11 protein-coding genes are annotated in these 15419 nt (G+C 41.4%); 2 read left to right on the plus strand and 9 right to left on the minus strand.

Translation table 11 applies throughout. From position 1 onward, the window contains the following. Positions 1 to 31 precede the first annotated feature (31 nt). The 3 genes from GXK58_RS27530 to GXK58_RS11660 all read right to left on the minus strand — a co-directional run bounded on the left by GXK58_RS27530 (position 32) and on the right by GXK58_RS11660 (position 7775). Positions 32 to 5062 carry a rhamnogalacturonan lyase family protein gene (locus tag GXK58_RS27530; RefSeq protein ID WP_160723336.1) on the minus strand — a complete coding sequence of 1677 codons (5031 nt, stop codon included), beginning with the start codon at positions 5060 to 5062 and terminating at the stop codon, positions 32 to 34. Between the two features lie 272 nt (positions 5063 to 5334). Continuing rightward, positions 5335 to 7158 (minus strand): ATP-dependent zinc metalloprotease FtsH, encoded by a 1824-nt coding sequence (gene ftsH / locus GXK58_RS11655; RefSeq protein WP_160722950.1) that lies wholly within the window; start codon positions 7156 to 7158, stop codon positions 5335 to 5337. Continuing rightward, positions 7155 to 7775, minus strand: a complete 621-nt coding sequence (locus GXK58_RS11660) for a TetR/AcrR family transcriptional regulator (protein WP_160722952.1) — start codon at positions 7773 to 7775, stop codon at positions 7155 to 7157. Before GXK58_RS11660 ends, ftsH begins: the two co-directional genes overlap by 4 nt. 218 nt (positions 7776 to 7993) lie before the next feature. Between GXK58_RS11660 and GXK58_RS11665 the strand changes: the two genes are divergently transcribed. Then, the gene (locus tag GXK58_RS11665) at positions 7994 to 8197 is read left to right on the plus strand and encodes a DUF3311 domain-containing protein (RefSeq protein WP_160722954.1); all 204 of its coding nucleotides are present in this window, start codon (positions 7994 to 7996) and stop codon (positions 8195 to 8197) included. After that, positions 8197 to 9687, plus strand: a complete 1491-nt coding sequence (locus GXK58_RS11670; protein ID WP_160722956.1) for a sodium:solute symporter family protein — start codon at positions 8197 to 8199, stop codon at positions 9685 to 9687. The genes GXK58_RS11665 and GXK58_RS11670 overlap by 1 nt, the downstream gene beginning before the upstream one ends. Before the next feature lie 213 nt (positions 9688 to 9900). Here GXK58_RS11670 and GXK58_RS11675 read toward each other — a convergent pair whose 3' ends face one another. The 6 genes from GXK58_RS11675 to queC form a co-directional block, all read right to left on the minus strand. Beyond that, on the minus strand, positions 9901 to 11019 hold the full coding sequence (locus GXK58_RS11675) for an NAD(P)/FAD-dependent oxidoreductase (protein ID WP_160722958.1): 1119 nt from the start codon (positions 11017 to 11019) through the stop codon (positions 9901 to 9903). Positions 11020 to 11210: 191 nt separating this feature from the next. Continuing rightward, positions 11211 to 12329, minus strand: a complete 1119-nt coding sequence (locus GXK58_RS11680) for a putative bifunctional diguanylate cyclase/phosphodiesterase (RefSeq protein WP_160722960.1) — start codon at positions 12327 to 12329, stop codon at positions 11211 to 11213. A gap of 232 nt (positions 12330 to 12561) precedes the next feature. Continuing rightward, complete coding sequence (locus tag GXK58_RS11685; protein ID WP_160722962.1) at positions 12562 to 13395, minus strand: SPL family radical SAM protein; 834 nt, start codon at positions 13393 to 13395, stop codon at positions 12562 to 12564. A 44-nt stretch (positions 13396 to 13439) separates the two neighbouring features. After that, entirely contained in the window at positions 13440 to 14156 is a 717-nt protein-coding gene (gene queE / locus GXK58_RS11690; RefSeq protein WP_160722964.1) for a 7-carboxy-7-deazaguanine synthase QueE, read from the minus strand. Next, positions 14149 to 14631 (minus strand): 6-carboxytetrahydropterin synthase QueD, encoded by a 483-nt coding sequence (gene queD, locus GXK58_RS11695; protein WP_160722966.1) that lies wholly within the window; start codon positions 14629 to 14631, stop codon positions 14149 to 14151. The genes queE and queD overlap by 8 nt, the downstream gene beginning before the upstream one ends. After that, a complete protein-coding gene (queC, locus tag GXK58_RS11700; RefSeq protein WP_160722968.1) occupies positions 14631 to 15296 on the minus strand; it encodes a 7-cyano-7-deazaguanine synthase QueC in 666 nt (221 codons plus the stop codon). The genes queD and queC overlap by 1 nt, the downstream gene beginning before the upstream one ends. Positions 15297 to 15419: the final 123 nt, after the last annotated feature.

Here is a 15419-nt window from a genome sequence, read left to right on the forward strand (position 1 = left end):
GAATACCAACTCCATTGGGCACCAATTACGCTTATTTCATTAAGGTTCCCGCTAAATCAGTTAAGATTTGCACTTGTTTCTCAGTCAATCCTTTTTCATTTTTAGCTTTCACTTCGTTAATAAAAGCTTGCACCTGTCCATCCCGTGCACTCTTATTACCTTTTTCCTCAGAGGCGGATGCTTGAGCCAGTTTTGTTTTTAATGAGTTTAAGAAATCCGAACGGTCTCCTGCAAACTGTTCTGTTAAAGTTCCTAAATTTTCATAGTTAACAACTACGGTAATATGGAGGGTGTGATTAGATTCATTACCCGCCTTATCAACCGCCTCCGCCGTAAAGGAATGGCTTCCTAATCCGAGCTCATAAGCAGGTGTTGATACATCATTACAGGTCGAAGCCGCCACCCCGGATAGAGCATCTTCTGCTGCACAGGTAATGGAAACTTGCTGATCAACCCCAAACTCCGCACCTTCTTTTACAGAGAAAGTTATTTCAGGTCCGGTTTGGTCAATGTTAATATTCACTGATTTCTTTGACTCAACGTTTCCAGCCTTATCTATACTCCAGTAATATAAAACATGCTTCCCATCTTTCTCGATTTTGATAGAGGTGCCGGTCGCTACAGCCCCATCATCTAGTGAGTAGTGGGTTTCCGAAACGCCCGATTGGTCATCATTAGCCGTAAGATTGATGGTAACTGGCTTATTATACCAGCCATTCTTTTCCTCCCCGGACACTGCAAACTCGGTTTCAGGTGCGGTAACATCTGGTCTCTCGACGACATGAATACGCGGCACCGGAGCAGCAGACATTCCTTCCCCAATATAGAAGCTTGCATGCGGCGGCTGATTATAGCCGACATTTTGCCAGGCAACAGATAATCTGTATTGTGGATCATGCATCAAGGTGTAAATTCTGTGTTCTGTTTCATCTGTAGTCATATACACACGTAAGGCACTGCTGTCCTCTGTCCTCCAGATGATTTCTTCACGCCAATCACCAAACAAATCGGCCTGGAGAGTCGGATTACCTTTCGTGCTATTATTTGATAGTGTTCCGTCTGCAGTAAGTAAGTTTACTAGTTTGTTATTTTTATAATCCCACTTGTCAATTGTACCAACACCGCTACCTTTAGCGGCATCCCATTTATGGTCTGCTAATTCACGTAGCAGGTCGCCATCCCACCAAATCGCAAAATTGCTTGTTGGAATGTTGTCCGATATCTTTTCACCTTCCGCTGTATGAAGACCGCCGATACGGCTGTTCCATTCGCCTGAAATGGCCCATGCTTCTTCCCCTTTATGGGTAGGGTCGATATCAGCCACTAGACCGCGGCCCGTATCCTGCCCCGTTTTCTCGCCCCAAAGGATTTTTCCTGTTTCGGCATCGCGCATATCATAACCATATGGTGAATCGGTATGTTCTTGAACGCCGAACACTTCAAGGCCAGGACGGTCTGGAATAAAGTCGCCGACATGCAAGGCATCGCCGTGTCCTAATCCAGTCGTATATAAGCCCTTGCCATCATCATCGACCACCATTTGACCATAGACAATTTCATCTTTGCCATCCTTATCAATATCAGCGACACTTAACGTATGGTACCCTTGGCCAGCATAGTCGCCATTGCCTTCCTCATTGGAATCGAACACCCACTGTTTGGTAAGCTTCCCATCTTTCCAAGTGTACGCAGCCAATACGGATCTGGTGTAATATCCACGAGCCATGATAATGCTTGGATGCTCCCCATCTAAGTAAGCCACTCCTGCCAGGAAGCGATCGACCCTATTTCCATAAGAATCTCCCCAAGCCGAAACGTCACCGCGCGGAGGATCATAATCGACGGTAGACAACGCTTTACCTGTAGCACCTTCAAAAACAGTTAAGTACTCCTGGCCTTGTACAATATACCCCGTGCTATTCCGATGGTCGGCATCTGCTCGGCCAATCGCCGTTCCTTTTCCATCAACCGTTCCATCAGCTGTTTTAAAAACAACCTCCGCTTTTGTGTCACCATCAAAATCGTACACTAAGAACGGAGAATAATGGGCGCCGGCACGGATGTTTTTCCCTAGGTCAATCCGCCATTTTAACGTTCCATCCATTTCGTAGGCATCTACAAAGACGTTTCCTGTATATCCTGCTTGTGAATTATCCTTCGAATTGGATGGGTCCCATTTCAACACAAGTTCATATTGTCCATCACCGTCCAGGTCTCCAACACTTGCATCATTTGCACGATAGGTATAAGGATCTCCTAGAGGTGTGACACCATCCTTTGGCTTTTGAAGCGGAATATCCATATAATTCTTACTTAATACTTTGGCAGTATCCTGTGATTTTCTTTCCTTACCGTTCATAACCGCACGAATTTCATAGACAGAATCTGACTTTCCTTCTTTATCTGTATAGTTCGTGCTAGTTGTTATTGGTGATTCATTTATTTTTTTACCGTCACGATAAACGTTAAAACTAATGTCGGCAGGATCTGTGCCGAGCATTCTCCAGCTCACGTATACCCCATCATCAGTTTTGATTGAAACAGGCGCTCGATCCAAATCTTCCATCTGGCGCTTTAATACCGTTACAGCTGGTGTTTCAAGGCTGTCGGAAAAATCCGAGATTCCGCCTGCATTTACAGCGGCAACCTTATAAAAATAAGGAATCGTGGTTAACACAGTCGAATCTTTATAGGATGCCGTTTTTGATTTTCCAATCAGCTGGTACGTGCCATCCTGTTTTTTGGAACGATATACATTGTATGTGATCGCACCATCGACTGGATCCCAGCTTATTGTAAGATCATTTTTATTAACATCCCCTGCTTTAAGATTCGCAGGCTTCGCTGGCACCGGCTGTGAAGGATCAATCATCTTCACATCGAGCGGCAGGGATGGAACCGTTTCTACGTTGGCATTGTCAATTGTTGTGGCTGCATATTGATACTCTAAACCTACATCCACATTCTTATCTTTAAAGGTATTGCTGTCGGCACTTCCAATTAACACATAATCTTTGGCACCGGATATTTTACGATAAACATTATATTTTACCGCATCCTCTACGCCCTTCCATGAAAGGGTTACAAATGGCTGATTCACATCAAGGGACTGTTCCTCTACTTTAAGCTCGGAAGGTGCAAGTAAGATAGGGGTGAGTTCTACTCCGTTAACAATGGCAGTGGAACCTCCGAAACTGAAATTCATTTGCCCATCCTTTACAGAAACCTGTGAAACAACCTTTGTGGTCGTGTTCTTGCTTGGTGCGGAAATGGTGCCATAATCCTGCCCTTCAATGGCTAAAGTGGTTCGGGCACTGCCTAAGAAATCTCCCACATAGACTTTTGCAGCATAAAGGCCATTTGGTAGATCGACATTAAATTTCCAGCCCACATTAAAGTAACCAAGCCAATCTCGGAGCAAATCGCCTCCAGTGCTTCGGTCACGGCCAATCATGCCTGTCGGGTCGACAATCCCATAGCCTTTTTCTTTCGTATACTTAGTTGAAAGATTGACGCCAGTGTATCCTTCGGCAATCGGACTTCCGGCTAAACCAAAGTCAAATTTCAATGTTGCTTTTTTAGTTGTCACGTGTACTGTCTCTGATTTTTCAGATTCTCCCTTACCATTTACAGCCGTAACAACTAAATCATAGGATTTCCCTTCTTCCATTCCATTAACATTTAGACGTGGAATGGTTGCCGAGCCAACTAGAGAAAAGTCATTATCAGTTGAAGGCTTGCGATAAACTTTATAAATATCGGCGCCTTCTACCTCTTTCCAGGTTAATAAGGCCCCAGCATTACTAATACTGCTGGCAGCTAGGTTCCTAGGTTTGTCAGGAACATTAGCAGGTGGTTCTACTCCCGTAACATAGGAAGATAGCGGAATGTCTAATTTTTTCACTTCATCCGAAATCAAACGGGCCATTTGGATGGCCCCATACTCTTGGAAGTGAGTATTATCCTGCGAACCATTTGGAAATGCTGTATAGATACCCGGTTCTAAATGAAGGAATACAGATAACGACCCTTCAGGACCAATCGTATCGTAGTAAGCGACACTGCGGGCGCTCAAATCGACCACATCAACGTCTAATTCTTCAGCGACTTCCTTCATCCCCAGTACATACTCAGGGAAGCTGACATTAAACTTACCTGTCGTTGCATTAAAGTCCCGTCGGCCCATCGGCGTCACCAGAATAGGAATCGCCCCGCGCTGGCGTGCCCCGTTAATGTAGGTCTTCAAGTAATTTTTATAATCTGGCACGGATGCATAACGTTCTGGAACACTGATGGTTGCATCGTTATGGCCAAATTGAATAAAGAAATAATCGTTAGGTTTGATTTCTCGTAAAACCGTATCCAATCGGCCTTCATTGATGAAGGTTTTTGTACTGCGGCCGCCAATCGCATGGTTTTTAAAGGTGATATCGGAGCTAAAAAAACGGGAAATCATCTGTCCCCAGCCCGCCTGCGGTCTCCAATATTCATCATAGGTTTGTACGGTCGAGTCGCCTGCTATGTAAACCGTCGGCAGTTCCCCGGCTGACCGTTCCGGAAGTTTTTCAATCTTCAATCCGTTGAGTTTTGGATTGGTACCGGTTAACTCGAACGTTAATTGTCCATCAACGAGGGCGATATCAAAGGTACGTTCGATGTATTCTCCAGCAGCAATCGTCGTATCTTGAACCTTTTGAATATTCTCTGCCTTAATCCCTACTACTGTCCCTTCCGTTTCATCTCCCGAAATGACTGTGACAGAATAGTCTCCATTAGGAAGGTCCACGTTAAAGGAAGTATCCTTTGTAGAAATAAAATCGGATTTTAAAGGGTCCGCAGTCTTTCTTTCTACGGAGGAGACCCTTGTTGGGTCAGCGAAACCATAACCCTTTTCTGCTGTATAGGCGGTATCCGAAGTGACTTGCAGATACCCTTCTTTTACCAAACTTGTCGATGTACCAAAATCAAATTGTTTTAATACAGAGTCTGCTTCTGCAGCTGCAGGAAGAGATGCTGGAAATGAAGCCAAGATAAGTAAAAAACTTAGGATGATGGCCGCCATTCTTTTCTTCTGCCTTTTTTGAATGTTCAAAACTTAATTCCTCCCCTATTATTTAATAAAAAACTTCCCTCTTAACCGCCTCCTCTCCCTCTGATAGCGTTTCCAAAAGTAATCTTACAACTATTGTTTTCTTTCTGAATATACAAAATTCAGACTATTCAGTTTAAAAATCAGTGGTTGATACAAAATAAGGAAAAACTACTAGATCCATTCAGTCTTTTTGAACTACAAAAAGCCAAGGCAGCGGTCCTGCCTTGGCTTCGTTTGTTTCATCATGCTTTTGCTAATAAAATGGACATAAATTCATCGCCAGTGATGGTCTCTTTTTCTAACAGATACTTCGTCAATTCATGCAATTTATCTTTGTTTTCTTCTAAAATCTCGATTGCTTTTTGGTGACACGATTTAATAATCTTAAGAATTTCTGCATCCACTTTGGCAGCTGTTTCTGCGGATACCATTAAGGACGTATCTCCGCCTAAGTAAGGATTATTGACGGTTTCAAGGGCCATCATATCAAACTCTTCACTCATTCCAAATCTAGTAATCATCGCTCTAGCAATCTTGGTTGCTTGTTCGATATCATTGGATGCACCCGATGTCACTGTTTTAAAGATAATTTCTTCAGCAGCACGGCCCCCCATATAAGTGGTGATTTTATCTAAGGCCTGTTCTTTTGTCATTAACACCGTTTCGTGCTCATCCACTTGCATCGTATAACCTAATGCTCCGGATGTTCTTGGGATGATGGTTATTTTATGAACAGGTGCAGAGTGACTCTGTTTCGCAGCAACTAAGGCATGTCCGATTTCGTGATAAGAAATGGTTAATTTGTCCTTCATCGAGATCACTGCGTTTTTACGCTGATAACCTGCAATGACCACTTCTACGGACTCTTCTAAATCATTTTGGATTACCTTATTACGGCCTAACCTAACCGCTCTTAAGGCCGCTTCGTTAATGATATTGGCTAAATCGGCACCGGATGCTCCCGATGTCGCCCTAGCAATGACATTAAAGTCGACATTTTCATCTAGTTTTACTTTAGAAGCATGGACATTCAGGATTGATTCACGTCCCTTTAAGTCCGGTAATTCAACTGGAACCCTTCTGTCAAAGCGGCCAGGTCTCAATAGAGCCTTATCAAGGGTTTCTGGTCTATTGGTTGCGGCTAAAATCACGACACCTTTATCCGCATCGAATCCATCCATCTCCGTTAAAAGCTGGTTCAGGGTTTGTTCCCGTTCATCATTACCGCCAGGCATGCCTGAATTACGGCTCTTCCCAATGGCATCAATTTCGTCAATAAATACGATACATGGAGCTTTTTCTTGAGCTTGTTTAAATAAATCTCTTACTCTAGCAGCCCCCATGCCGACAAACATCTCGACAAACTCAGAACCTGACATCGAGAAGAATGGCACGTTTGACTCCCCAGCAACAGCTTTGGCAAGAAGAGTTTTACCTGTTCCTGGAGGTCCTACTAATAGGGCACCTTTTGGAATGTTCGCGCCGATTTCTTTATATTTTTTAGGGTTATGAAGGAAGTCAACAATCTCCTGCAGTGCCTCTTTCGCTTCATCCTGGCCTGCCACATCTTTAAACGTTATACCGGTTTCTTTTTCTACATACACTTTCGCATTGCTCTTTCCAAATGACATGGGACCGCTGCCGCCCATCATCTTACCCGACATTTTCTTAGTTAACCATTGTCCAATGGCAATAAAGATTGCAAAAGGAAGAATCCAGCTAAGGATGAAATTTAACAAGGGTGACGTCTCTTTTGGGATGACCTTGGTAAATTTAACATCTGCCTTATGCAAACGGTCTACTAACTCTGGGTCTTCAATCGTTCCTGTTTTATAAACTTTCGTTTCATTACTTTGTTTTGCTTTAAACGTAATCGTATTATCGTCAATTTCAACTTGTTTTACTTTCCCATCATCAACCATGGTTAAGAAGGTTCCATAATCCACTTCCTTGACCGAATAGTTGGAAATCAATGGGAAAATAAACGAATTTAATAGCAGGATGATGACAATGATTATTCCATAATAAAATATCAGTGGTTTCTTTGGTGGTTTTACTCGTTTCACGTTGGTTCCTCCATTTTTCGGACAAGTCCATTTTTGAGAAGCTCTATTTCTAGTTTATAATTCGCCAAAGCGTCTTCCTTTGACAGTTCCTTTGCAAACTTTTCAACCACATTTCTTAACGTGATGGTGAACACAATTTGTAAGAGATGAAATAATTCCCTGTGATTGGAAATATTCAACTGGCTTGTATTAAGTAAAGACAAAAACTCACTAAGCTGGCCGCTCGTATCTTGGCCTTTAAAAATTTTTGAAAAAGATAATTCTATTTTATAGGTCATATTTAAAAATGCATTTTTTAGAAAATGAACATCCTCTTCTTCCATAATAATCAATTGATAGAATTCGATCATGGTATCAAATAAATCACCGTCATATTTTTTTAGCAGAATAACAAAGTTATGCCTAATACGAAGGACCAAATCATTGAATAGGAAGAAAAACGCATCCTCTTTATCCTCAAAATATTGATAAAAACTGCCTCGCGGGATATTGGCAGATTTAACGATATTGGCGATCGAAGCATCATACAACGGCACTCTTGAAAACTCTTTTTTCATGGCCGCAATCAGTGTTTGCTTTTTTTCCTCTGGTAGATTTATAAAGGTGATCTTGGGCAATGGATACCCCTCCTCTTTTTCTATGACACATTGTCACTATAAGTGTATTTTAGATGACAATGTGTCATTTGTCAAAGAAAAAGATGACACTTTGTCACCCCTCAAAATATTTCAATATAAATGAATCTTATATATTTTCTAAAAATTTTGTTGTTTTCATTTGAAATAATTGTTACTATTATTATCGTTGAAAAATTTTTTACCAGGGGGTTATAAAAATGGGCAAAAAGTCCATCATCATTTTACTATCCATTGTGCCGTTTATTCTTATGCTGGCAGCCATTCCATTTGTTAACCAAATTCAGCCAATTATATTTGGATTACCCTTCCTAGCGTTTTGGTTATTTTTCGGGATGATAATCACTCCTTTATGTACCTTTGCGATTTACCAATTACAAAAAACAGAAAGAAGTGCTGAGTAATGCAAGGAAATCTTACAGCTTTGTTAATCACAGGATTCATCGTTTTAAGCGTTGTCCTCATTGGATTTTTATCCGGAAGAGATAAAAAAAACAGAAGTTCAGTTGAAGAATGGTCTGTTGGCGGGAGAAGGTTTGGAACTCTACTTGTTTGGTTTTTAGTCGGAGCAGACCTTTACACGGCGTACACCTTTTTAGGTTTAACTAGTACGGCTTATACCGGCGGAAGTCTGGCTTTCTTTGCCATTCCTTATACGATTATCGCGTACTTTATCTCCTATTTTTTTCTTCCAAAACTATGGAAGTTTTCGAAAAACTATAAAATAACAACGCTTGCCGATTATGCTAAGGTTCGGTTTAATAGTAAATTTTTAGCCTTCTTAATCGCCGCGGTTGGTGTGTTAATGCTCATCCCATACATAGATTTACAATTAGCAGGCATCCAAGATACGTTGACTGTCGCAGGAACAGGTTATATCAATGTAAAAGTGGTTGTCATCGTCTCCTTCTTATTAGTGGCCCTATTCACATTTTTCAGCGGGATCAAGGGACCAACTTATACAGCGGTAATCAAAGACATTTTAGTTTGGGTAATTATGTTATTCCTTGTCGTTAATCTTCCAATCATTCACTTTGGAAGCTGGGGTTCGATGATTGATAAGGTAGCTAGTGATTCACCACAATTATTAACGATTCCTACCTCTGGTCCAAAAGGAATTCCATGGTTTTTGACTGCATCGCTAGTATCTGGGCTGGCCTTGTTTATGTGGGCCCATGCAGCAACAGGTGTGTTTACGGCAAAAAGTGCAGATGCACTTCGAAAAAATGCAATCTTCCTGCCATTATATAATATCGTTTTAATCTTGCTTATTTTCCTAGGCTTTGTTGCCTTTCACGTTCTACCGGAGGGCACGAACCCGCGTTTTGCTCTGTTAAATTTAATCCAGGTTTCTTATGGCGGCGTGGTTCAAGGTTTGGCCTATGCGACGATTGCCCTTGCCTCATTGATTCCTTGTTCTATCATGGCGATTGGCGCATCCAATTTGTTTGCGAATAACATCTACCGCGACTTAATTAATCCGAAGGTCCAGCCAGCAAAATTAACATTGATCACTCGTTGTATGGTGTTTGTGGTTATTGGACTTGCACTCGTGTTTGGAATGGTGTTCCCTTCTGCCCTCGTATCGTTACAATTACTAGGAGTATCAGGAATGGTACAGATTTTCCCAGCGATTGTGTTTAGCTTATTTTGGAAAAATCAAACCAAAGAAGCGACTATTGCAGGATTACTTGTTGGATTAGTGGTCACTTTCACCGTGTATGCTACTGGAACATCTTTTGGTATCTATGAAGGATTCTGGGGATTAACAGCGAATGTGATTGTAACGGCAGCGTTAAATCCGTTGTTTGTTTCAAAAATCAAAAACAAATCGAATCCTGTCCTTGATCAATTATTTGGGGTAAAACGGAGTGGCTTGAAGAAAGGCGCTTAAATTGGTAAAAGACCTATTCTTTCTTGATGAAAGGTAGGTCTTTTTTGTGGACAGTGGTCCCGGTTATAGGGACAGGAAAAACTTCCCCTATTGGACACTTCACCTTGAATATTAAAGGATCCTGTCTAATAGGCCCGTTCAAAGTATCTTTTAAATGTCCCCATGAAATCGCCATGAGGTCAGGAATCTTTCCATGTTGTCCCCATAACCCAGTTATTCACCAATGGCCCCTGCTACATCATACAGCCCAAAATCTATCTCCGTTTCCCTTCCTAAAACACGCTTAGCTAATTCCGCCCCAATGTATGGCCCGCTTGTGAGCCCCGAAGCACCAAGTCCGTTGGCCACATAAATGCCCTCATATCCAGGTAATTCTCCTACGACCGGCAAAAAGCCCGGAGTGAAAGGACGAAACCCTACCCGTGTCTCAAGATAAGTCCCAGCTGAAAGCCCCGGCGCCACTTCCAAAGCTTTATTCAAAATCTCCTGTATTCCGCCTGCTGTTGGTCGATGATCAAAGCCGGCCTCATTTTCATGAGTAGAGCCTACGACTACCCGCCCATGATCAAAAGTAAGGATATACTGATTTGTCACAGGCATCACGACGGGCCATGAACCTGAATCCATTTGTGGTAATTCAAGATGAATGATTTGTGCCTTTTGCGGTTTAACTAAAAAGTCAACCCCTAACGGCTCTAACAACGCTTTAGACCAAGCCCCTCCAGTATCAATTACCTGGTCAGCAGGCAAATCCCTTCCCTCTAAATGAACACCAGCTACCCGATTTCCCTCACAAATAATAGAAGCCTCCCCTTTCAGAAACGTCGCTCCATTTTTTTGTGCAGCGCTTAATAAGGCATCACGTATGGCTCTGCCATCCACACGTGCCCCGCCGCTTACAAAAACCGAGCCGTATTCCTCTGCAAGTGGTGGAAATAGCCGCTTTGTTTCAGAAGGACTCAAGATGGTTATTTCACCAATTTCGGGGGCATCCTCCCTGCGTTTTCTTGCACGCTCGGCCATCTTTTCCAGCTTTTCAGGATCAGTATGAAGGCTAATGGCTCCGACACGCTTATACCCTGTATGGGTTTCTCCATCCGCTTCCAATTGAGCAACCAGCTCAGGATAGTAGCGCGCTCCCCCTTTAGCCAGTTGATACCAAGCTTTATTTCTTCGTTGTGAAAGCCAGGGACAGACGATACCTGCTGCGGCATCAGTGGCTTGTCCGTAATCGTGACGATCAATCAAAGTAACTTCTGCACCGAATTTGGCGAGATGATAAGCGGTTGATGCCCCTAGAATTCCTGCACCAATGACAATTATTTTTTGCATAAGACACCTTTTCTCTGTACATTTATTGTATTTACTATTTTAGCAAAGGTGAATAACGGAAAAAAGGAGATTGCCTGGATCATTGTCCACTAAACCCACTTATTGATAAAAAAAATACACCATAGACATGATGTAATTTTGAGAACCATTTTGAAATCACATAAAGAAGTGGAGCATGTGTCCAATAGAATTTATTCAATTCTAATAATATCTTCTATGGCGCTCTGTTCTACATTTTCAAAAGAAACGGTTAATTTTTTGTGCAAATAGGAAACAATTCCTTTTTCTGAAGAGTGAATCATTAGGACTCGTCCTTTTTTATGTATTTCTATGAAGGCTGTTCCTCTAAGACCATAGATGCGATTTCCATAAATCGATAGAGTGTTTTCGTCCATAAGGTTCTTTACGATATTTTGCACCTTATCCAAATGCATATAAGTTTTTACAAGTAAAGTACCCCCATCATGGTTAACAGCAAGTTGCATGGTGGCCATTTCTTCTGGCTTTCCATCCCTATGGATTGTTTGTTCAACGGTCCTATAGGCATTGACCAATTCATGCGCAGGCAGTGGCCTGCTGAACAAATAACCTTGTCCCCTATCACAATGCTGCTGTTGCAGAAAAATTAATTGTTCTTTCGTTTCGACCCCTTCTGCAATGACACCCATTCCCAATTCGTGAGCCATTGCAATAATAGCTTTGATGATTGTGGAATCTTTAGTATACAAGGTGCAATTCCGAACAAAACTTTTATCGATCTTCACAACATCAATCGGAAATTCCTTCAAGTAATAGAGAGAACTATACCCTGTGCCGAAATCGTCCAAACTGATTCTGACACCGATTCCCTTTAAATCCTTGATAATAGGAAGAACTTTTTGGACATCTACCATCATACTTTCTGTAATCTCAAGTTCGAGATATTCGGGAGAAAGACCCGTGCTATTCAAAATATCTTGGATTTTTTCTACTAAATTGGGTTGGTATAATTGTTGTGCGGATAGATTAACGGCCATGATCCAAGAAGGGAGCCCCTCCTCTTGCCACTTTTTATTTTGTATGCAAGCGGTATATAAAACCCAGTCTCCTATTTCGAGGATTCTGCCTGTTTTTTCAGCTGTCGGAATGAAGTCCATAGGAAAGATCATCCCTTTTTCGGGGTGACGCCAACGGATTAACGCCTCTACCCCCGAAAATTTACCCGTATGTAAATCCAACTTTGGTTGATAATGCAGCTCAAATTCGTTTTCTTTTATCGCTCTGGACAGGTTTGTTTCCAATTCGAATTCTTCATTGTACAATTTGTTCAAATCCCTCATCCTCAACCATTTATTTTATAGGAAAGATAGTTAGGTATGACTTCTTCATGATACATATAATTCCCTTTATATAACATTTTACAAATTTTTGGTAGTTTGATCATTTTGAAAATTAACATAGCACGGGCATTTTTGATAAAAAAATACACCATAGGAGGTGAAATCCGCCTATGGTGTATTTATATTAAGGTTATAGTTAATTAGAAGTGTATTTCGTCAATTTTCATTTTGGAAATGCCTCATTTTTTGAGATTCGTATCATGTCGCTAGGAAAATATTTCTGAAAATGCCTTGCCGTCATTTGATGCAAATCCATTCGATACCACTTCGCTAGTTCATGCTTCTGGAATAACGCGGGCATTCCCAATCTCTCAGAACGCTTTCCCCTTGCTCCATCCCCAATGCTTAGTGTATCAATCCAGATATGGTCCACAATCCCTTCCAGCAATCGCGGAAAATCAGGAGTAAAAGGTAAAACAGGAGAAAGAGAAGCCTGGGTAGATATTCCCGCATCATGTATTTCTTTTAAAGCTTTTACCCTTAGTTTAATTCCAGGAGCAGTGGGAGCAAATATTTGCTTGATATCTTCCCTGTCGGTTTCAATCGTCATGGATACAAGAAGATCACTTTTTTCTTTTAATTGCACTAACAAATCAAGATCCCTCGTAATAAGTGGTCCTCTTGTTTGGATTTGAAGAAAATCGGGAGGATTCTCAATCATTTCTTCTAATATCCCCCGTGTAATGTTCGCTTTTCGCTCGATGGGTTGGTAGGGATCTGTTGCCGAAGACATAAATATATTTACAGGCTTATTTTTTTCTCGAAGTTTCGTGATTTCTTTTCGATAGTTTTCTGCTGCATTTGTCTTTATGTCCAACCATTTTCCCCAAGGAATATCTTTAAACTTTTGGATGGGCATTTCTCTCACATAGCAATAGGAGCAGGAAAACGAGCAGCCACTGTACGGATTTAATGAATGTGTGAACCCAACATCCAAATATCCCTTTGCTTCAGTAAGAATCTTCTTGCTAATAATATCTTTCATTTCAATCCCCATAAATGTCACTCCTCTCTTTGAAGTGAATTAATTTGGGAAGAGCTTTATACTCCTCTTTTGTTTCCCCAAAGGAAGGTATGCAATTGCGGCAGGACCTTAACGTCATTAAGTTCTGGGTCCGCCATTACTTTATCAATAAGGCGTTCATATTGATTAAGTAGATGTAATAACAACTGTTGGTTATCAGCGGTTGTTAAGTCATTATTTCCAACTTGTACGAAAAAAGGAACATCTGGATAGCGGCGGTGAATCTTTCTTGCATACTCGTAATCTTCTTCATCAAATACTACTACTTTTAAGCTGACATTATTGTCTTTCACATTATCAAGAATCATGTCCAAAATGCTGAAGTCCGTTACCATTTTAGAGCTTGGCGGTTTCGGTGAGATTGTTAATTCATCGATTCTTTTAAACCAATCCTGCCACTTGCTTCCTTGCGTTTCCAAACCGATTTTTATCTGATTGTCCTTTAAAATATCGATTAGGGCATCTAAATTTTTTAATAGCGCAGGGTTACCGCCAGATATGGTGACGAACGAGAAGTTGTCCCCGCCAATTTGTTTCAATTCAGCCCAAACTTCTTCTGCTTCCATCATGCGGATGTCATTTTTGCCTGTACCATCCCATGTAAAGGCAGAGTCACACCAGCTGCAGGAATAATCGCAACCGGCAGTTCTCACAAACATCGTTTTTTGGCCAATGACCATTCCTTCACCTTGAATGGTCGGACCGAATACTTCCATTACGGGAATCTTACTCATTTTCCATCCACTCCCGTCTTGCTTCCGCATAGCTTGTAGGTGTCTCGAATAAACGGACAAACTCCACCCTTGCACCGGCGTATTTTTCTTGTCTGTCTTGTTGCTTTAGGGCTTCTGCCATTTTCTCGTAAATCCAAACCACCATGTTTTCAGCCGTCGTATTCATCAGCGGCAGGGTTTCATTAAGGTAACGGTGATCAAGGAAGATTTCAATTTCCTTTTTCCAAATTTCTTTAATGTCGCCAAAGTCCATCATCAGGCCGCGTTCATCGACAAAACCGCTGATCCCAAAGATCACCTTATAGGTATGACCATGTAAGTTTTTGCATTTTCCTTCATAACAGTGCAGATGGTGTGCCGCATCAAAGGTGAATTCCTTGCTGACAAGTACTCGTTTGTGATGGTATTTTAATTGATTTGGCTGTATATCTTCATTTATTTTTTGTAGTTTATCGACAATACGGAAACCGTACATTATTTATGCGCCTCTCTTGTTGATAAATATTTCTCTAGGCCTTTTTTTCGTAATAGACAGGAAGGGCATTCCCCGCAGCCGTCGGCAATGATTCCGTTGTAACAGGTTAATGTTTTTTCTCTAACGAAATCCAAGGCATCAAGATCATCGGCCATCTGCCAGGTTTCAGCCTTATCAAGCCACATTAATGGGGTATGGATCACAAATTCCTTATCCATCGACAGGTTTAAGGTTACGTTTAATGATTTTATAAAAATATCACGGCAATCAGGGTAACCACTGAAGTCTGTTTCACAAACACCGGTTACAATGTGTTTGGCGCCAACTTGACTTGCCAGCACTCCGGCAAATGAGATAAATAATAGATTCCGTCCAGGAACAAAGGTCGATGGCAGCTCGCCGTCCTCGCCCTCTTTTACCTCAATGTCATTGCGGGTTAATGCGTTTGGAGCTAGTTGGTTTAATAAAGACATATCTAAAATATGGTGCCTGACACCAAGTTCGTTCGCTATATTTTTGGCACACTCAATTTCTAAGGAATGCCTTTGGTTATAATCAAAAGTAACGACTTCTACTTCTTTGAATTGCTTTAATGCCCAAAATAAACAAGTGGTGCTGTCTTGGCCGCCACTGAATACAACTACTGCTTTTTCATCCTTTAACATGCTAAGGAATTCTCCTTTCAAATAGAAAAAACAGCACCCCAAGAAGAAGTGCTGCTTCATCTTAGTTTTTTTAACGAGGGGGACTAGAACCTCTTTCTTAAAATTGCAATACTAGAATAATAA

This window comes from Bacillus sp. USDA818B3_A (genome assembly GCF_009928415.1).
Taxonomy (GTDB): domain Bacteria; phylum Bacillota; class Bacilli; order Bacillales; family Cytobacillaceae; genus Neobacillus.